Source organism: Campylobacter concisus (assembly GCF_002913225.1).
GTDB classification, from domain to species: domain Bacteria; phylum Campylobacterota; class Campylobacteria; order Campylobacterales; family Campylobacteraceae; genus Campylobacter_A; species Campylobacter_A concisus_J.
Map to the genome: position 1 here is coordinate 104,425 of NZ_PPAW01000057.1, position 19,078 is coordinate 123,502.

Genomic DNA, 19,078 nt, shown 5'->3' on the forward strand with positions numbered 1-19,078 from the left:
TTAAGCAAAAAAATATCAAAAATCTAAAATTTAAGCTTTGCTCAAAACACAAGAGCGATTTTTCATTTCTTAATATAATTATCTAATTTAAATAATTTTTTTAAAAAAATATTTATAATTTAAATTTTAATGCATAAAATACCTAAAATACGAACTTTCATAGATAATAAATTTTATCAAAAGTATATTTCTATCCGTTAAATTCCAAAGTCTATTTATTGTAAATAGCAAAATTTAAAAAAAATTATTGATATTTTTCTTTAAAAGCTTAAGAAAACAAATTAACTTCTAATTTGCTTTTAAGATATGAATATGTATATTTTTGTTAATTTTAAATTTACGATGAAAGCAACCTAGATAATGAAATTTCTGCTATGTCTTAGCTTATCTTTGATGGCGCTTTTTGCTGAGGATAAAGGCTGTTTTGTCGATGAAAATAGTCAAAACATCATCTTTGTAAAAGATGGCGAGACAAAAAGCCTAGGACTAAAGGAGAAAATTTACAAAGATCAAAGATGTGCTTTTGATGAGAGCTCTTTTTACGTTGCAAATTTAAACAACGAGATCGTAAAGGTAGCTAGCGAGAAGGAATTTTTATTTGCTCTGCCAAATGTTGGCTGTAAGGTTTCAAATATCTTGCTAGATAAAGAGAAAATTTACGTCGCTTGCGATATGGCAAATGTCGTAACGATCGCCATTTTTGACAAGAGTTCTAAAAAATTTATATCAAAAAATTTTAACAATGTTTATAAAATTTCTAGCTTTTTATCGCTTGGCGAGGGAGTGTTTTTTACAAGCTTTAATGGCAAGGCGTTTTTGCTTGATAGCAAGCTTAACGCAAAAGAGCAAAAAAGCGTTGGCTTTGCGCCAGTGAGTGCCTGTAAATTTAGCGATGATGAAATTTTCATAGGCTTTAGAAACGGAGAAATTTTAGATCTTAAAAGTGGAGCTAAAAAGCAAGTTTTAAGATCTAAAATTTCAGCTCTTGCTTGCGCGGGAGATGAGGTTTTAGTAGCTGGCGAGGACGGAGTGATCTATAAATTTGACAAAAGCTTTAAGCTAAAGGGCAAAAAAGAGCTTTTTAGCGGCGAGATAAAAGAAATTTTTATAGATAAAAACGTGCTTGTTGGCGTGGATCTAGGTAATAAGACAAAGAGTTTAGAGATAAATTCATTTTAAAAAGGAGAGTAAATGCAAAAGTTATTTTGTGTCGCAAGTGCTGCACTGCTTGGGCTATCTTTAACTGCTGCTTGTGCTGCTAGTAGTGACCTTGAAAAAGTCATGAAAGAGCGCGGGCTAAGCGAAAAAGATGTCCTTGCAGCTGCTAAGACTTACCAGCCAAGCGGTAAAAAAGATGATTTCATCGTCTTTTCATCTGGCGGGCAGAGTGGTCAAGTGTTAGTTTATGGCGTTCCGTCGATGAGAATTTACAAATACATCGGCGTTTTCACCCCAGAGCCTTGGCAAGGATATGGCTATGACGATGAGTCAAAAGCTGTTTTAAAACAAGGCAACATCAGGGGTAAAGAGATAACTTGGGGCGATACACACCACCCAAATTTCACTGAGAAAAATGGTGAGTATGTTGGTGATTATCTATTTATCAACGACAAGGCAAACCCAAGGATCGCTGTTATAAATTTAAAAGACTTTGAGACAACTCAAATGGTCGTAAACCCTATCATGAAGAGTGAGCACGGCGGTAGCTTCATCACTCCAAACAGCGAGTATGTCATCGAAGCTAGCCAGTACGCAGCTCCACTTGATGACAACTACCACTCAATGGACGACTACGAAGCCGTTTATAGAGGCGCTGTGACATTTTGGAAATTTGACTATCCAAAAGGCAAGATCGACGAGAAAGCATCTTTCTCTCTTGAGCTTCCTCCATACTGGCAAGACCTAAGCGACGCTGGTAAGGGCGAGAGCTACGGCTGGGGCTTTACAAACTCAATAAATAGCGAGATGTATACAGGTGGTATCGAAAAAGGTCTTCCTCCATTTGAGGCAGGTGCTAGTAGAAATGACACCGACTTCTTACACGTTTATAACTGGCAAATTTTAGAAAAACTTGCACAAGACAAGAAAAACTACAAAGTTATAAATGGTCATAGAGTGATCACGATAGAAGCTGCTGTAAAAGCTGGAGCACTATTTTTGATCCCAGAGTCAAAGAGCCCACACGGTTGTGACGTAACACCAGATGGTAGATACATCATCGTTGGCGGTAAGCTTGATACTCACGCATCAGTTTATGACTTTAAAAAGATCAAAGAGCTAATCGACAAAAAAGAGTACGCTGGCACTGACCCATACGGCATACCTATCTTAGATAGAGAAAAGACAATGCACGGACAAGTCGAACTTGGCCTTGGACCACTGCATACATCATTTGACTCACAAGATGGCGTAGTCTATACTTCACTTTACGTTGATAGCCAAATCGTAAAATGGGACTACAAAAATTTAAAAGTACTTGATAAAGTAAATGTTCATTACAACATTGGTCACCTTGACACAATGGAGGGCAAATCAGCAAAACCAGTTGGCAAATATGCAATCGCTCTTGATAAACTTTCAATCGATCGCTTCAACCCAGTTGGCCCACTCCATCCACAAAACCACCAGTTAATAGACATCAATGGTCCAAAAATGGAGCTAATCTATGATATGCCTATCCCACTTGGTGAGCCACACGACGTTGTCTCAATAGCTGCTAGCAAGCTAACTCCAGCGCTTACTTACAACATGGGTACAAACTCAAGAACAGGCGAGGCTAGCCCATTTGCAACCCTAGCTGGTCAAGAAAGAGTTGAGAGAAACGGCAAAAACGTAACTGTCTATGCGACAATGATCAGAAGCCACATCAACCCAGAGCACATCGAGGTAAATAAAGGCGATAACGTAACTATCCACTTAACAAACCTAGAGCGCGCTCAAGATGAGACTCACGGCTTTGGCATCGACCTTTACAACATCCACGCTTCACTTGAGCCTGGCAAAACTGCTTCAGTAAATTTCGTAGCTGATATGGAAGGCGTCTTCCCATACTACTGCACCGAGTTTTGTTCAGCACTTCACCTAGAGATGATGGGTTACTTACTTGTTAAAGATCCAAATAAAAAATATGAATCTGCAAAAAATAGCAAGCTAAAAACTCTAAGCCCAGAGGCTCTAAAAGCTGAGTACGACAAAGTAATCGCAACTAACAAAGCAACTGATGATGTTATCCAAGAGGTTGTTAAATACCTAAAAGAGAAACATTATGAGAAATATCCAAAAGTAAAAGCTTTGGTTGATGACGCACTTGATCAATATGGCCACATCAAAGAGGTAAAAGCTAAAGCTGACGAAGCTTACAAAAAAGGCGACGTAAATGGCGCTATCCTTTGGGAGTACCAAGTATGGCAATATATGGTTAAAACTGCCGACGTTGGCCTAAGAGCTAAAAACAACCTAGCTAAAGAGATCGCAACTCCGATGAGCCCAGCTGCTGCAAAAGGCGAAGAAGCTTATCTAAAAGGCGGATGTAATGGTTGCCACGTCATCGGTCAAGTAAGCTCAGGCCCAGACTTAACTGGCGTCTTGCTAAGACATGAAAACGGCGAAAAATGGGTAGCAGACTTCATAAAAGACCCTGCTAAATTCTATAACGACGACTACGTTAAAGCGATGATTGACTTCTTTAAACTTAGAATGCCAAATCAGCACATGAGTGACGAAGAGATCAAAAATATTATCCAGTATCTAAAATGGATAGACGAAAACGCAGGCATGTAGTTTTAAGGGGCATTTTGCCCCTTTTAAATTTTAAAATTTAACTTTTGCTAGGTTAAATTTTAAAATTTAAAGGAGAGATTATGAGCAAATATAAAATTTATACCATTGTTGCACTTATCATCATGAGCGTTTGTTTTACTCTGCCAGTCCTTGGCTGGCATGGAGCAAAGGAGCGTATAGCTAACGGCGACGAGCTACCATCTTATGCTTACACTATCTACGATCTTTATAGCTCATTTCAGTATAAAAACCACCTTTTACCAAAAGAGGTAGCAAGTGATCTTCATAAGATGATCGAGCAAAAAGCAGAGATCGGCACGCCATCTTTTCCTATCTGGTACGTATCTCTTGAAGCACCAAACTATCCAAAGGCAGCCTTTCCAGATGGCATACCTGTCTATTTTCACGTAGATGGATATAGTGGCGACGTGCACGAGATGAATACGATAAACCACTACATCGGCATGTATCCTATGGAGCATGGCGGCAATGTCGAGCGAGCGATCGCACCTTATTATCTACTCATCGCCACACTTTGCATGCTTGCGTTTTTATACTATGACGGTAAATTTAACTCACTTCTCATGGTGCCAACCATCATTGCACCTGTGCTATTTATGAGCGCATTTGTGGGCTGGCTATACTGGTATGGACACAATATGCAAGAGTGGGGCGCCTTTAAGATCAAGCCATTTATGCCAACAGTCTTAGGCGATGGTAGCGTGGCGCACTTTACAACGCACTCGTACCCAACTATCGGCTTTTGGGTGATGATGGTGATGAGCGTGCTTTGCATACTTGCGGTATTTTCAAAGAAAAAAGAGCTAAATGCGTAAATTTTCTAAATTTGCCCTTGTTTTTTTGCCACTTTTTGGCTTTGCAAACGTCCTTCAAGATGCGATAAATAACGCTAGCCCTGGCGATGTGATAAAGCTGGGGGATGCCGTTTATGAAGGTGGCATAACGATAAATAAGCCTCTTAGCATCATCGGCGAGGGCAAAAATGCCCACATAAAAGGTGACGGCAAGGGCAGTGTTATAAAGATCATCGCTTCAAACGTGACACTTAAAAATTTAAAGATAAGTGGCAGTGGCAACGACCTTGGCGAGCTTGACGCTGGCATAGGCTGTGACAAGGCAAATAATGTTGAAATTTCTAAAAACGACATAAGCGATGTGCTTTTTGGGATTGATTTTAAAGAGTGCAGCAGCTCAAAGATCACTGAAAACAACATCACCTCAAAAAAGGGCGCTAGCCTTGGCTTTAGAGGTGATGCGGTGAGACTTTGGTATAGCCATGAAAATTTGATCGAGCATAACAACATCCGTGACAGCCGTGACATGGTCGCATGGTACGCAAGCCACAATAAATTTCTAAGCAACAAAGCAGTTGGCAGCAGATACTCGCTGCATTTTATGTATGCTAATCAAAATTTAGTCGAAAATAACGAATTTATAGGCAACGCTGTTGGTATGTTTTTTATGTATTCAGCTAGTTCAAATATAAAAAATAATCTCGTTATGGACAGTGACGGCGCCTTTGGTATCGGCATCGGACTAAAGGACGTGTCTGACTTTACGATAGAAAACAACACTCTTATCTATAACGCGCGTGGCATCTTGCTTGATAACTCGCCGTTTCAGCCGGGATCAACTATAAATTTTATAGGCAATAAAATTTTACACAACGTAGTTGGCGTCTATTTTCACGCCACGCAAGGCACAAGCATCTTTGAAAACAACGACTTTATCGGCAACATGGACATCGTCGTAAACGACACCCCAGGCGAAAAGATGTTACTAAATAGATGGAGCAAGAACTACTATGATGAGTATGAGAGCTTTGATAGAGATAAAGATGGCTACGGCGACACGCCATTTTTGCACCTCTCATACATCGATCAGCTCTGGCAGTACTATCCAAATTTGCAGTTTTTCTACGGCTCAAGCGTCTTTAGCGTCTTAAATTTCTTAGCCAAACTCGCTCCATTTTCTGAGCCGATAAAGCTACTTGAAGATAATTCGCCTAGGATAAAACCGCTCGATGCTTCAAATTTCAACGCTTTAAAGGCGAAACGTGGATAGAAGAAATTTTATGATAATTGGCTCAGCCGCAGCGGTGGCTGGATATGCCATAGGCAAGTTTTTGCCAAAAAGTAGTGGCGATAAGCTCTATCTTAGGCCACCAGGGGCTGTTGATGACTTTGATGATCTTTGCGTAAAATGTGGTCAGTGTGTGCAAGTCTGCCCTTATCATAGTATAAATTTACTTGATATAGAAGATGGCTACTCAAGTGGCTCAGCTCACATCGACGCCAAAGAGCGAGGCTGCTACTTGTGCGACCTTTTCCCATGCGTGCTAGCCTGTCCTAGCGGTGCGCTCGATCACGCGACAAAGGTCGTGGGTGATGTCAAAATGGGCGTTGCAGTTTTAAGTGATACGGCGGCCTGTTTGAGCTTGAAAAGAGAAAATTTAAGTGAAGCTGGCGTTAAGCATCTACTTGATCGCAAAGCCTATAACGACAGAGAAGAGGCGCTAAAAGATAAGGTAAAAGGCAAGATCGGTCAAATTTGCGATCTTTGCGTCACGCTTTGCCCAGTTGGCGATAGCGCGATAGTGATGAGCGAGACAAATTTACCACTTATAAAAAGTGGCTGCGTGGGTTGTGGCGTTTGCGCTGAGGTCTGCCCAGCAAAGATCATAAATATCGCCCCAAAGATGAGTTATGACGAAATTTACAAGGAGAAAAAATGAGAGCAATAATACCTTTAGTAGCTGCTGCGTTGCTATTTGTCGGCTGTGAAAAGAGTGAGGACAAAGCGCAAGAGGCTGCTAGCGAGCAAGGCACAAAAGTAGCGACAAGTGCTAGCATAAAGGTCGAAAAAAATGAAAACAACGAGAGTGCAAATAAGCAAAATGAATTTATAAAATACGACATGCACGGCGAAAAAAGCGTTAAATTTGGACTTGAAGATAACAACGTAAGCCGCCAGATCGGAGCGCTTGCCATGGTAAAAAGCCCGCTTCAAAGTATAAATTTAAGGCTTATAAAGGGCAGACTTAGCAAGGACTTCATCACTAAGTGCTCAGCCTGCCACGATGACTACGCAAATGGTATCATCGGACCATCTCTTCTAACAAAGAGCGAGGATGAAATTTATAAGATGATAAACGCTTATAAAAACAAAGAGAAGGTAAATGTGCTGATGCGTGATCTTGTTAAAAAAATGGATGAGAGTGAGATTAGAAAATTAGCCAAAGAGATAAGCGATTTTAATGCGCAGTTTAGGAGCAAACAATGAAAATCGGAAAAATCATAACGATCATTTTAGCGGTGCTAATATGTGGCATCATGGTGTTTATGCTAAGCCAAACTCCGCCTAAAAAGGAGAAAGCAGAAGCTAGCGTTCAGCCAAAAGTGGAGCAAAATATCTCAAAAGAGCAGACAAAGTCTAGCGAGGAATTTGCCAGCGAAGATGAGCTAAAAAAGGTAAAAGAGCTAAGCCTAAGCGTGGCTAAGACGCAAAATGAAGGCGTTAGCAAGCAATACCTAACCTCTTGCGCACCATGTCACGGCGCAAATGGCAAGGGCATAGTAGCGCCTGACATCACTCATCTAAGCAAGGACGAGCTTCTTAAAAAACTAGCTGATTATAAGGCTGGCAAGGTGCAAAACACGCTTATGAAGGGACTGCTTACAAACGTTAGCGACAGCGATCTAAACAGCCTTGCTGATGAAATTTCTAAATTTAAAAAGTAAAAATGGATAAATATAACGTTCGTGCGACCATTAGAAACGTAAGCTTTCTAAGCACGCTAATAACGACTACAAAAGATGGCAAAAAGCGCCCAAGCATACGTTTTTGGCGAATTTTTACCATTGTATTAGTTCATCTTTTATTTGTGCTCTCTTACAGGGTCGATGTGCAAATTTTAGAGGGCGACATCAGCGCCTCAAGGATACTTGGCTTTCACCTAGCAGACGCATTTATGAGCTTGCAAGTCTTTTTAGCAACGCATGAAATTCATGTAAATTTACTAATCGGCTCGCTTAGCATCCTAGCCTTTTACATCATTTTTGGCGGCAGGGGCTTTTGCTCGTGGGTTTGCCCATACTCACTTATAAGCGAGATAGCTGAGAAAATTCATGAAAATTTACGCGCCAAAAAGATAGTAAAACCGCGAGTTTTTGACACAAAGTGGCGATACGCTTTTACTATTTTGTTTTTGGCTCTTAGCTTTGCTAGCTCAAGCTTAGTCTTTGAAATTTTTAACGTCGTTGGGATATTTTCAAGATTTATCATCTATGGCTACTTTCACGCTATCTGGTTAGTTGTGGCTATGCTTGTGGTTGAGATTTTCTTCTCACGCAGGGCGTGGTGTAGGTATGTTTGCCCTATTGGAGCGACTTATTCGCTACTAGCAAAGCCAAATGCTATAAAGGTCAGCTGGGATAAAGAAAAGTGCGACCACTGCTTAGTTTGCAGCGATGTTTGCCTAGTGCCACACGTGCTTTTTATGACAAAAAAAGGCGCAAAAACTGATGATAGTAAAAAGCTCTTTAGGATAGCTGGTGCTGACTGCACGCTTTGTGGCAGGTGTATCGACGTTTGCCACCAAGATGCGCTTAAATTTGACAACGGCTTTAAGAAACTCATATAAGGAAATTTTTTGATAGATATAAAAGAAGTAACGAAAATTTTTGGCTCACAAAAGATACTTGATAGCGTCAGTCTAAATGTAAAAGCTGGCGAAAAGATAGCGATACTTGGGCAAAATGGAGCTGGCAAAAGCTCGCTCATGCGTATCATCTTGGGCGAGTTTGTGCCAAATAGCGGAAGCGTCGCGATAAATGGCGTAAATACCCTAAAAGATAGAAAAGAGGCGCTAAAGTTTATCTCATTTGTGCCGCAAACCCCGCCACCACTTAAATTTAGCCTGCGTGAGCTTTGCGAGTTTGTCTGCAAAAGCTCAAATGTCAAATTTGAAGATATTGAGAAATTTAGCAAGCTTTTAGAGCTTGACCTGCATGCAAATTTAAACAAGTCCTTTTACAAACTATCAGGCGGCATGAAGCAAAAGATGTTAATAGCCATCGCATTTGCCAAAGATAGTGAAATCTTGATGTTTGACGAGCCAACGGCAAATTTGGATGTAAAAGCAAGGGAGTCTTTTAAAAATTTGCTAGATAACTTCACGCAAAATAAGACGCTAGTTTTCATCTCACACCGCATAGATGAGATCGCTCATCTGCTTGATAGATGCGTCTATATGGACCTTGGCAAGATCATCAAAGAAGAAAATTTAAGGAGCAAGAGTGAATAACCTTTTTTTAATAGCAAAACTAGACGTCAAAGAGTCGTTTCGCTCGAGGTGGTTTGCGATCTATGCGCTTCTTTTTTCTGCTTTGATGATAGGATTTTTATTTAGCGGAGTGACCGACTCGCGCGTGCTAGGCTTTTCTGGGCTAACAAGGGCGCTACTTTTGTTTATACAAATTTGCGTCATCATCGTGCCGATATTTATCCTCATCTCAACCGTTAGAAGCATAAATCAAGACAGGGACACAAACCTGCTTGAGTACGTGCTAAGCTTCCCGCTAAGCCTTAAAGAGTACTACTTTGGCAAGGCGCTTGGGCGGACATTTGTCGTTTTTGTACCGCTTTTGTTTTCGCTTTTGCTTTGCGTGGTGGTTGGCTTTATAAAGGGCGTGTCGATACCTTGGGGCGTGCTGGTGCTTTACTTTGGCCTGCTTTTTAGCCTAAGTATCGTCTTTTTGTCGCTTGGCTTTTTTATATCAAGCCTTATTAAAAATCAAGAAACTGGTCAAGGCGTGGCATTTTTGCTCTGGCTTATCATGCTAGCTTTTATCGATCTAGCGCTCATTGGGCTGCTTATGCGAAGCTCTGTCGATGAGTACGTCATCTACACCATCGCGATGTTAAATCCGATCGAGCTTTTTAGGATAGCAGCGCTTAGCCTTTTTGATCCAAATTTAGCAGTCATCGGCACTGCGTCTTATTTTATCTTAGGCACATTTTCAAAAGCGACCTTCGTAGCTTACGCGATCATCTATCCTTTGGTGCTTGGCGCGATCTTGCTAGTTTGCGGCTATTTGGGCTTTAGCAAGAGAGATCTTGTTTGATTGTTTTTTGTTAAATAAGAGTTGGCTTTAAATTTAGACGAGGCTTGTATTATTCCACTCGTCCAACAAGAAACCTCCTTTTTGTAATGACCCCCTTTCCCCCAAAGGGGGTTTGTCTCTGAAATTTATGAAAAAATCCATTTTATTTTTAGCCTTTGCCGTTTTATCTCTAAGCGCAAACTGGGATGAAAATATGCAAAACTGCATCAACAAAAGTGACGCAAAAGCTTGCGATAGCTTTACTAAAAAGCTTTCAAGCGAGTGCGAGAACAAAGACAAAACCTCTTGCTTTTTATATGCTGACATGCTAGGCCGAGGCCTTGGCGTTGAAAAAGATCTGGTTAGATCTTATGAGATATTTAAGTCGCTTTGTGAAAATGGCAGCAGCGAAGCTTGCTATGAGCTAGCTACAAAATATCTGCAAGGAAACGGCGTAGAGCAGAGCTTTGATCTATCTGCAAATGCCCTTGATAAAGCTTGCAAAATGGGCAGCAAACGAGCCTGCAACGTCCTAGAGCTTGTGCCTAAGAATTAGAATTTATAAATTTAATTGAGCTTTTTTGCAAATTTTAAAATTTGTCCGACATTTGTATGTATGATGAAGCAAATTTTCAAATTTCACTCACTCGCAAGAATTGACTACTAAAATTTGGCTTCGCTTACAGCTTAGCTCAAATTTTAGAGCCGAAATTACTCGTTCATGAAATTTTAAAATTTGACCGATACTTATCTGACTTGATAAAGAAAATTTGCCGTAATTTTTAACTGCATGCAGTGCGAAGCACTGAAGCATGCACCTTGAACGTGTCAGGGTAGAGGGATTATTAAGGGAGAAGGGAGTGACTTCGTAATTCAAGCTCCCTTCTCCCTTAATGAAAAAACAGGAGTTATATGTCCGTTCGTTTTGCAAATTTTAAAATCTTACTCACTCGCCTTAGCAGACTACTAAATTTAGGTTGCACTACGTTTAGCACTAAATTTAGAGCCGTGATATGCTCGCTCATAAATTTTAAAATTTGCCTGATGATAAAGCGCATGCAGTGCGTAGCACTGACGCATGCCACTTCTAGCGTCGTCGGGCTTTACTTCGACTTCGTCTCGTAACTGCAAGCAGACGTGGGATTTAAAAAGTGGGATAAGGGGACGGCCTCGTAACTCGAGTCCCCTTGTCTCCCTTTTGAAAAACAAAACTTTAAATTTTAAAAAAACTTTAATTTACAAATTTTAAATTTTCACTCACTCGCAAGAGTTGGCTACTAAAATTTGGCTTCGCTTACAGCTTAGCTCAAATTTTAGAGCCGAAATTGCTCGTTCATGAAATTTTAAAATTTATCCGAGTTTTTAAGCGCATGTAGCGAGATACCTTTTTTACGTCGCTAAATAAAACATTATGAACCACGTTCAATAGTAATAAAAATAAAATTTAAAATGTTAATTTTTCTTTTATACAAAGCATATATTTTTACCATTTTTAAAGAGAAATTTTTCTATTAAATGCCTAAATATAGTGATTTAATTTAGTATTACGTAGAATTTCTTTTTTATTAACTAAAAATTTCATTAAATTTTATATTTAAATAATAACATTTCATCGTCCTAAACGGACCCTCCTTTTTGTAGCGGTTAAGACTTTGCTTCCCCCTTTTCTGGCTTTTCCGCACACACAAAGAGGAGTTTTCTATCTTTTAAAATCAAATTTTTACCTTTCTAAACTCAAATTTCACAAACGTCACTTTCTTTTTAAAATTATATTTTGATAATGGTTTTAAAAATTATAAAAGCAAAAATCTTATAAAATTGCGAGCTATTATCAAGACTAACTTTTAAAAGGTGGCAAAAGGGGTGAAATTTTTAAATTTAAAGCTTTTTTACAAGGTGCATGCATATTTGTCGCTTCTCTTTTTTATCCCGCTTGTCGTAGTTTGCTTTAGCGGCGCGATCCTGGTTTATAAAGACGAGCTAAACAGTCTTTTTCGCCCAAATATTGTAAATGTAAATTTAAACAAAGAAAATTTGAGCAAAAGGATCAGCTTTGATGAGCTAAGAGATATCGTCGCAAGCGAGCTTGGCGGCTACGAGATGGTTGGCATAAACATCGATGCAAACCCTAAAAAATGTGACAAAATTTGGCTAATCGAGCACAACGACAGCAAAAAAGAGTGGAAATTTATCTATTTTGACGCTTTTAACGGCAAGATAAAGAGCAAGCCAATAGCACACGATGAGGGATTTTTCGGAGTTTTGGCGCATATCCATGAGGAGCTGCTTCTTGAAAAAAGTGGCAACATTATCCTCTTTTTGACAGCTATTTTTACATTTTTTATCTGCATTAGCGGCTTTGTGATCTACCGCAAATTTTGGCTAACTCTGCTTAGACTGCGCGTAAATGGCCTAAATGTTTTTATGAACGACATCCACAAGATAATAGGAATTTTTTGCACGCCAGTTTTACTGCTCATTTGCATAAGCGGCGCTTGGTGGGAATTTCAGATGGCACGCGCGCCAGAGTTTAAAGATGACTTCGCAATAGACGCAAAAATTTATAACAAGAGCTTATCCCTTGATGAGCTGGTGGCTAGATCGAAAAAGGACATAAAAGGCTTTGAGCCACACTTCATCTCGCTACCTTTCATGCAAGGGGCAAACATCCGCATCTTTGGCTACGTGATGTGGCAAAGCTTTTTGCATAACGAATACTCAAGCGTGATCACTTATGACAAAGATAGCGGCAAGCTAGTTAGCGTCCTAGACATAAAAAATGCAAATTTAAGCGAGAAAATCCTCTCAGCCTTTAGGAGATCGCACTTTGGAAACTACAACCAAACTACAAAATTTATCTGGTTTATAGTGGGCATCTCGCCGTTAGTTTTGAGTATCTCAGGGCTTTATCTGTGGTTTAGAAAATTTAAAAGGAGAAAAAAATGAAAAGAATTTTACTTAGCTTAGTTGCTTTAAATTTGGCATTGCCTCAAATTTATGCTAGTGAAAATGACAAGGTTTTAGAAGCGGTCGATGTCGTGGAGAGCGAGCGAAGAGACGATGCAAACTACTTTGCAAAAGAGCTTGTAAAGAGCACAACTAGGCTAAATTTAACCTCTCGTCAAACGCCCCAGTCGCTAACTGTGCTAACAGAGGCCAGGCTAAAAGATCAAGGCATCAAGGACTATCAAGTGCTTCTTAGAAATATCCCAGGCGTCACGCTAAACAAATGGGACGAGCGCGTATATCCGACGGCTCGTGGCTTTGCGATAGATTATTACTTGCTTGATTCGATGCCTAGCTTTGGCGGCTTTAGCCTTGGCGCAAATGATATGAGCTTGCTGCCTTATGAAAGAGTTGAGGTGGTAAAAGGGGCAAATGGCCTACTTGCAGGCGCTGGCAATCCAGCTGCAAGCTTAAATTTCATAAGAAAAAGAGCAGACTCAAAGGAGCTAAAAGGAAATTTTGGCGTAAGTGCTGGCTCATACGATAGATACGGCGTAAATGGCGATGTGCAAACGCCAGTAAATGAGAGTGGAAGCGTCAGAGCGAGACTTTCATTTATGCACGAGAAGTCGCACTCTTATATGGATTATTACAACCGCAAAAATAGCGCAATTTATGGCGTCGTAGATAGCGACATAGGCGATAGCTCATGGCTTAGTCTTGGTGCGTTTTATCAAGAGCTAAGACGCCACGGCATTAGATGGGGGGGCATGCCGGCATTTTACACAGATGGCTCTAGGACAAATTTTAGTAAAAATGAAATTTTCTCTCAGCCTTGGACTAGATGGGACATAAAAACACTTGATTTTTATGCTGATTTTAAGCACTACTTTGAAAATGAAGCGAGCTTAAATTTAAGTTACTCATTTAGGCGCGCAAATACCGATTCAAATTTACTCTACTACGGCGGAGCGGTAAATTTAGATGGCACTGGCAACATAGGTGATCTTAGCGTTTATGCAAACAAAAGAGAGGAGAACATCCATAACGTCGATGCATACGCAAATATCCCTTACGAGCTAGCAAATTTATCCCATGAGTTTGTCTTTGGCGCTATGTATAACAACTATCAAAAAAGTAGCGATAAGGTAAGTAGTTACTGGCTACAAAAGACCACGCCAGCTGGGATTGCTTATACAGCTAGAAGCAGGATTGATTTTAAAAACTTACATCTTGATGATCCAAAATTCCCTTACGAAGATCAAAACAATAAAGACAAAACGATACAAAAGGCATTTTACGCGGCAAATAAACTATCAATCACCGATGAGCTTAAATTTTTGCTAGGTGCCAGGGTGAGCTACTACAAATACGAGATCGAGGGTGGTAAAGGCAATAGAAATTTCACAAATGAGATCACACCATATCTTGGCATCACCTACGACATCGGAGCAAACCACACTCTATATGCTAGCTACACGAGCATATTTAAACCTCAAACCGCAAAAGATGCAAATGATAAATATCTAGATCCTATCCAAGGCAAGGACTATGAAGTGGGCATCAAAGGCGAGTATCTTGACGGGGCGCTTCAAGCAAGTCTTGGCGTCTTTAAGATCGTGCAAGACAAGCTTGGCATAAACACTGGCAAGAAAAATCCAGCGACAAATGCCGACATATTTGAAGCTGGCAAAGGCGTGACAAGCAAGGGCGTCGAGCTAGATCTAAACGGCGAGATCACTAAAAACTTAAGCCTAAGCTTTGGTGCAACGCACTTTAACGCAAAAGATGCCAAAGGTGAGAAATATGCCACCGACTCATCAAGAAGCACGGCAAATTTATTTGCAAAGTATGAATTTAGGGACTTTAGAGTAGGGGCTGGAGCTATGTATAAGAGTAAAATTTACACCGGCAAGGGCGCAGGTGAGATCACGCAAAAGGGCTACACCTTGGCAAATTTGATGTTTGGATATAAATTTGCTAAAAACTTTGACGTGCAGCTAAATATCGACAATCTCTTTAACAAAAAATACTATGAGGGCATTGGTGCAAACAAGATGGTTTATGGTGACCCACGCACCTTTAATCTCAGCTTCAACTATAAGTTTTAGCTAAATTTACTCTAATGCGCCAGCTAAATTTTTAGTTGGCGACCTTCATTTTTTGCATAGTAGGTGTATAATTTCAAAAAAAATAAGGAATTTGCATTGCTAAAAGTTGAAGTGATATATAAATTTTGTATTGTCTGTGCTCTTGCCTGTGGGATCTGCCTGCTTGCATTTACTGGGCTAAATTTCGCCATGGGTGATTATAGTGAGTGGATGATGAGTGCGCATAAATTTGCAGGAGCTTTGATCGTTTGTGCCGTGATCTTGCACCTTTTTAACCGCAGAAGAAAGCTAGTAAAGCTCATAAATGAGATAATCGACGTCACCACGCACCGCAAAAATCCAACTATATGCAACATGGACCGCATCATCGCCTCGCTTGAGCCTTACACTATCAGTGAAATTTCACACATGCTTGGCTTTGATGAAGCTGAGTTCTGCAAGAGCTTGCGCGAAAATGATGTTAAATTTAATGACGCTAGCCAGACTTTACGCCAGATCGCGAGGCTAAACGATGAGAAGATATTTTTCGTGCTAGTTCTCATCGTCGAAGCCAAATTTGGCAAGAGATTTTGCGGTGCGGTAAGTTGCAATGTCGCAAGAAAATTTTAGTACTCGCTATGCTCCTGCCACCTTCGCTCCTCAAGGTCGATGTGATACAAAAAGATCCTGATGATCTCTTCGTCGATTTTTGGGTCTTTGTTTAGCTCACGAAGCGCCTTTCTTTGTTCCTCTAAAATTTCAAAATACCTCTGTTTTGTCTCGTCACTGATCTCAAAATTTTCGCTCTCAAGCTCGAAATTCCAAACCTCCTCAAGCTTTTGAAATAAAAAATGCTCATCGCCCACAAATTTCTCCTTTTTAAATTTAAGCGAAGCCTGCGCAAGTGCCTTTTTGATCTTGATCCTTGCAAGTTCATTTGGCATGTGGTCGTTAAAGTCTGGAAATTTCACGCTTTTGATGAGCAGTGGCAAGCTTAGCCCCTGAACTACGAGCGTTAGCAAGATCACGACAAAGGTGATAAACAAGATGAGATCTCTATGCGGAAACGGCTCGCTACCAGCCATGGCGGGGATAGAGAGTGCCGTAGCTAGCGAGACTACGCCCCTCATGCCCGCCCAACCGACGATAAATGGTGTGGCTTTGCCAGGGTTGCGATCATCCGCCACGCTGATAAAGCGCTTCATAAATATCGTGATATAAACGGCTCCGTATGATGCCAAAAGCCTAATGACGATGAGCACGGCAGTCACCAAAACGCCGTAAGATAGTGCCTCAAGCAGCGAGACACCGCTACGCTTTAGCCCTGCTAAAATTTCAGGCAGATCAAGGCCGATCATGGTAAAGGCAAGGCCGTTTAGCAAGAAAATAAGGTTGTACCAAACGGGGAAAGCGTGGATCCTTGTTGAAGCGGTTAAAATTTCGTTTCGTTTTGTCGAGAGGTAAAGTCCGCCGCAAACTACCGCCAAAACGCCGCTCGCGCCAAGCTCCTCAGCTAAAATATACATAACATAAGGCGTCGTGATCGTCATGATCGTATCGCTGTTCTCATCGGTTGGCAAGGTCTTATGCAAAAAGTAGGCTACTAATGCCACCACAAGACCGACCAAAACACCGCCAGCCACCATCCAGACAAAGCTTGCAGCCGCCTTGTACCAGATAAACTGCCCAGTAGTCACTGCCACTGCGGCAAAGCGAAAGATGATGAGCGATGATGCGTCATTTAAAAGGCTCTCGCCTTCTAAAATAGCGCTGATCCTGCGCGGTGCTTTGACAAATTTAAAGATCGCAGCCGTACTCACCGCATCTGGTGGTGAGACGATGGCGCCAAGCATGAAGCCAAGGGCGAGCGAGAAGCCAGGGATCACTAAATTTGCTATCACGGCAATAGCTGCTGCGCTTATGAAAACGACGATAAATGCAAAACTTCCAATCACTCGGCGCCATTTATAGAGCTCTTTTATCGAGTTTGCCCATGCGGCCTCGTAAAGAAGCGGCGGTAAAAATATGATGAAAATAAGCTCTGGATCGATCCTGATGGTGGGTAAATTTGGCACAAAGCTAATGGCAAGACCGCCCAAAACTAAAAGCACCGGATAGGCTACTTTTAGGCTGTTTGAGATCATCACTAAAGCGATAATGATAGCTAGTAAAGCCAAAAATAGTAGTAAGTGTTCAATCATCTTTTTCTTTTAAATTTTCTTTTAAATTTATGGCGGGCAGAGAGAGATTCGAACTCTCGGTGAGTTGCCCCACACACGCGTTCCAGGCGTGCTCCTTAAACCGCTCGGACATCTACCCAAGAAGAAGGTGATTATATCTTCATTTGCTTAATGCTTGGCTTTTAGAGCTTTAACCCCAAGATAACGACATCTTTATACTCGCCATCCATCAGGCAAACGCCAGGCAGTTCGCCCCATTTTTCAAAGCCAAATTTCAAAAATAGCCCAAGGCTTGCTTCGTTTTTGCTAAAGATTAGCGCGATGATGTTTTTTAAATTTAGCTCTCTAGCTTCATTTAGGCTGTGGGCTAAAAGCTGCTTGCCGATGCCCTTTTTAAGAGCCTTTTTAGCGACATATACGCTTATCTCTACGCTTATATCGTAAGCGATCTTTGGATTAAAGTCGCTTAGCGAGCAGTAGCCTAAAATTTCACCATTTTCTTTGTAGATAAAGATAGGGCGCGAGTTGCCGTGGGCGTTAAACCAAGGCTCTCGCTCCTTTGTGCTAACTGGCCGCATATCAGCAGTCGCACTTCTTTCTAGTATGTAGTCATTATAAATTTTCGTGATCGCTTCAAGGTCGCTTAAATTTGCTCGCTCGATCAAGCCTAGCCTTTTTTGGCTGCTTGATATACTGGCTCAAGCTTTGCTGCGACCTCTTTTAGATCCTTGATCCTGCTCTCGTTTGATGGGTGAGTGCTTAAAATTTCAGGTATTTTACCACCACTCATCTTGCTCATCTTGACCCAAACTTCGACCGCCTCTTTTGGATCATATCCAGCTCTTGCCATTAGCTCAGTGCCGATGTGATCAGCTTCGGTCTCGTGTGAGCGAGAAAATGGTAGTGATATGGTGTATTGGCTGGCTAAATTTAGAGCGCTTGCGCCAAGGTCGCCAAGTCCTGTGGCGGTCGCGACTGCAAAGATGCCGATGTTTTTGAGCTGGTCGGTGCTCGCTTGCTCCCTGCTGTGCTCTCTAAGCGCGTGGGCGATCTCGTGACCCATGACCGCTGCTAGCTGCGCATCTGTCAAATTTAGCTTTTTAATAATACCGCTATAAACGACGATCCTGCCCCCTGGCATGCACCAAGCATTTAGCGTATCTTCGTTTATGACATTTACTTGCCACTTCCATTTTAGGGCGTCGTCTCTGAAAACGCCAGTTTGCGCGATCAGCCTTTTTGCAATATCTTGAACCCTTTTTGTGAGGATCGGATCGACATTTAGCTCGCCCTTGCTTCTAGCGGCTGTGAGCGTCTTGACGTAGGCTTGAGCCGAGCTTTGCTCCATCGCTTCAGAAGATACTAGCATGAACTGCTTGCGATCTGCGCCCACGACGCCTGACTTTGTGACGCTCGTGCAGCCTGTGATAAGCATGCTAGCTGTTAATAACGTAAGTAAAATTTTTTTCATTTTCATCCTTTTTGGATTAAAATTTGGCGTATTATAGCCTGAGTTGGATATGCATTGTTAAACGAAGTGCGAAATTTAAATTTTGCGATTTCAAAAATAGAAATTTACCACTTTTGCAAATTTTAAACTTTCATTCACTCGCAAGAATTGACTACTAAAATTACTCGCTCATGAAATTTTAAAATTTGTTATAAACTCCTTTGGCATAAAACGCATGCGGCGCAAAGCGCTATCGCATGCACTTCTAACGTGCGAGGGGTTTGGGGGATCTAAAGGGAGATAAGGGGACGGCTTCGTAACTTGAGTCCCCTTGTCTCCCTTTTGATAAATTTATATCTCAAAGTAAATTTTAAACTTTTACTCGCTCGCAAGAATTGACTACTAAAATTTGGCTTCGCTTACCGCTTAGCTCAAATTTTAGAGCCGAAATTACTCGTTCATAAAATTTTAAAATTTACTTGACACTTATATGATTTGATAAATCAA

General features: G+C 41.0%; 18 protein-coding genes and 1 tRNA gene. 15 read left to right on the forward strand and 4 right to left on the reverse strand.

Translation table 11 applies throughout. The features are described 5' to 3' along the window. The first annotated feature begins 360 nt into the window (after positions 1 to 360). The 15 genes from CYP26_RS09290 to CYP26_RS09355 all read left to right on the forward strand — a co-directional run bounded on the left by CYP26_RS09290 (position 361) and on the right by CYP26_RS09355 (position 15,571). Positions 361 to 1,179, forward strand: coding sequence for an ATP-dependent protease (locus CYP26_RS09290; protein WP_103631177.1), 819 nt, complete (start codon positions 361 to 363; stop codon positions 1,177 to 1,179). Positions 1,180 to 1,191: 12 nt separating this feature from the next. Then, positions 1,192 to 3,780: a Sec-dependent nitrous-oxide reductase gene (gene nosZ, locus CYP26_RS09295; protein WP_103631178.1), complete on the forward strand. Its 2,589-nt coding sequence runs from the start codon at positions 1,192 to 1,194 to the stop codon at positions 3,778 to 3,780. A gap of 80 nt (positions 3,781 to 3,860) precedes the next feature. Then, entirely contained in the window at positions 3,861 to 4,616 is a 756-nt protein-coding gene (locus CYP26_RS09300) for a cytochrome C (protein ID WP_103571961.1), read from the forward strand. Beyond that, positions 4,609 to 5,865, forward strand: a complete 1,257-nt coding sequence (gene nosD, locus CYP26_RS09305) for a nitrous oxide reductase family maturation protein NosD (RefSeq protein WP_103631179.1) — start codon at positions 4,609 to 4,611, stop codon at positions 5,863 to 5,865. The genes CYP26_RS09300 and nosD overlap by 8 nt, the downstream gene beginning before the upstream one ends. Next, positions 5,858 to 6,535: a 4Fe-4S dicluster domain-containing protein gene (locus CYP26_RS09310; RefSeq protein WP_103631180.1), complete on the forward strand. Its 678-nt coding sequence runs from the start codon at positions 5,858 to 5,860 to the stop codon at positions 6,533 to 6,535. The genes nosD and CYP26_RS09310 overlap by 8 nt, the downstream gene beginning before the upstream one ends. Then, positions 6,532 to 7,083, forward strand: a complete 552-nt coding sequence (locus CYP26_RS09315; RefSeq protein ID WP_103631181.1) for a c-type cytochrome — start codon at positions 6,532 to 6,534, stop codon at positions 7,081 to 7,083. The genes CYP26_RS09310 and CYP26_RS09315 overlap by 4 nt, the downstream gene beginning before the upstream one ends. Next, positions 7,080 to 7,541, forward strand: coding sequence for a c-type cytochrome (locus CYP26_RS09320; protein ID WP_103631182.1), 462 nt, complete (start codon positions 7,080 to 7,082; stop codon positions 7,539 to 7,541). The genes CYP26_RS09315 and CYP26_RS09320 overlap by 4 nt, the downstream gene beginning before the upstream one ends. A gap of 2 nt (positions 7,542 to 7,543) precedes the next feature. Beyond that, positions 7,544 to 8,443 (forward strand): NapH/MauN family ferredoxin-type protein, encoded by a 900-nt coding sequence (locus tag CYP26_RS09325; RefSeq protein ID WP_103631183.1) that lies wholly within the window; start codon positions 7,544 to 7,546, stop codon positions 8,441 to 8,443. A 9-nt stretch (positions 8,444 to 8,452) separates the two neighbouring features. After that, positions 8,453 to 9,106 carry an ABC transporter ATP-binding protein gene (locus CYP26_RS09330; protein ID WP_021083997.1) on the forward strand — a complete coding sequence of 218 codons (654 nt, stop codon included), beginning with the start codon at positions 8,453 to 8,455 and terminating at the stop codon, positions 9,104 to 9,106. Next, positions 9,099 to 9,926, forward strand: coding sequence for an ABC transporter permease (locus CYP26_RS09335; RefSeq protein WP_002941509.1), 828 nt, complete (start codon positions 9,099 to 9,101; stop codon positions 9,924 to 9,926). The genes CYP26_RS09330 and CYP26_RS09335 overlap by 8 nt, the downstream gene beginning before the upstream one ends. A 112-nt stretch (positions 9,927 to 10,038) precedes the next feature. Then, positions 10,039 to 10,461, forward strand: coding sequence for a tetratricopeptide repeat protein (locus tag CYP26_RS09340; protein WP_258031474.1), 423 nt, complete (start codon positions 10,039 to 10,041; stop codon positions 10,459 to 10,461). Positions 10,462 to 10,817: 356 nt separating this feature from the next. Then, entirely contained in the window at positions 10,818 to 11,030 is a 213-nt protein-coding gene (locus CYP26_RS10320; RefSeq protein WP_181000898.1) for a hypothetical protein, read from the forward strand. Between the two features lie 738 nt (positions 11,031 to 11,768). Continuing rightward, positions 11,769 to 12,851, forward strand: a complete 1,083-nt coding sequence (locus CYP26_RS09345; protein ID WP_103631185.1) for a PepSY-associated TM helix domain-containing protein — start codon at positions 11,769 to 11,771, stop codon at positions 12,849 to 12,851. Then, the gene (locus CYP26_RS09350) at positions 12,848 to 14,962 is read left to right on the forward strand and encodes a TonB-dependent siderophore receptor (protein ID WP_103631186.1); all 2,115 of its coding nucleotides are present in this window, start codon (positions 12,848 to 12,850) and stop codon (positions 14,960 to 14,962) included. The genes CYP26_RS09345 and CYP26_RS09350 overlap by 4 nt, the downstream gene beginning before the upstream one ends. A 96-nt stretch (positions 14,963 to 15,058) precedes the next feature. Further along, positions 15,059 to 15,571: a chemotaxis protein gene (locus CYP26_RS09355; protein ID WP_103631187.1), complete on the forward strand. Its 513-nt coding sequence runs from the start codon at positions 15,059 to 15,061 to the stop codon at positions 15,569 to 15,571. Here the strand turns inward: CYP26_RS09355 and CYP26_RS09360 are convergent. From CYP26_RS09360 to CYP26_RS09375, 4 genes are all read right to left on the reverse strand, one after another. Then, positions 15,568 to 17,142, reverse strand: a complete 1,575-nt coding sequence (locus tag CYP26_RS09360) for a Na+/H+ antiporter (protein ID WP_103569983.1) — start codon at positions 17,140 to 17,142, stop codon at positions 15,568 to 15,570. The two genes, CYP26_RS09355 and CYP26_RS09360, sit on opposite strands and share 4 nt — an antisense overlap. 30 nt (positions 17,143 to 17,172) lie before the next feature. Continuing rightward, positions 17,173 to 17,260: transfer RNA gene (locus CYP26_RS09365), tRNA-Ser, on the reverse strand. A gap of 43 nt (positions 17,261 to 17,303) precedes the next feature. Next, complete coding sequence (locus CYP26_RS09370; protein ID WP_103631188.1) at positions 17,304 to 17,786, reverse strand: GNAT family N-acetyltransferase; 483 nt, start codon at positions 17,784 to 17,786, stop codon at positions 17,304 to 17,306. Between the two features lie 2 nt (positions 17,787 to 17,788). Beyond that, complete coding sequence (locus CYP26_RS09375; protein WP_103631189.1) at positions 17,789 to 18,592, reverse strand: M48 family metallopeptidase; 804 nt, start codon at positions 18,590 to 18,592, stop codon at positions 17,789 to 17,791. Positions 18,593 to 19,078: the final 486 nt, after the last annotated feature.

Excerpts from the sequence above, each read along its gene's own strand:
- nosD (WP_103631179.1), top strand. The coding sequence starts at position 4,609 with ATGCGTAAATTTTCTAAATTTGCCCTTGTTTTTTTGCCACTTTTTGGC.
- CYP26_RS09325 (WP_103631183.1), top strand. The coding sequence starts at position 7,544 with ATGGATAAATATAACGTTCGTGCGACCATTAGAAACGTAAGCTTTCTA.
- CYP26_RS09290 (WP_103631177.1), top strand. The coding sequence starts at position 361 with ATGAAATTTCTGCTATGTCTTAGCTTATCTTTGATGGCGCTTTTTGCT.
- CYP26_RS09350 (WP_103631186.1), top strand. The coding sequence starts at position 12,848 with ATGAAAAGAATTTTACTTAGCTTAGTTGCTTTAAATTTGGCATTGCCT.
- nosZ (WP_103631178.1), top strand. The coding sequence starts at position 1,192 with ATGCAAAAGTTATTTTGTGTCGCAAGTGCTGCACTGCTTGGGCTATCT.
- CYP26_RS09300 (WP_103571961.1), top strand. The coding sequence starts at position 3,861 with ATGAGCAAATATAAAATTTATACCATTGTTGCACTTATCATCATGAGC.
- CYP26_RS10320 (WP_181000898.1), top strand. The coding sequence starts at position 10,818 with ATGTCCGTTCGTTTTGCAAATTTTAAAATCTTACTCACTCGCCTTAGC.
- CYP26_RS09375 (WP_103631189.1), bottom strand. The coding sequence starts at position 18,592 with ATGAAAAAAATTTTACTTACGTTATTAACAGCTAGCATGCTTATCACA.
- CYP26_RS09360 (WP_103569983.1), bottom strand. The coding sequence starts at position 17,142 with ATGATTGAACACTTACTACTATTTTTGGCTTTACTAGCTATCATTATC.
- CYP26_RS09315 (WP_103631181.1), top strand. The coding sequence starts at position 6,532 with ATGAGAGCAATAATACCTTTAGTAGCTGCTGCGTTGCTATTTGTCGGC.
- CYP26_RS09320 (WP_103631182.1), top strand. The coding sequence starts at position 7,080 with ATGAAAATCGGAAAAATCATAACGATCATTTTAGCGGTGCTAATATGT.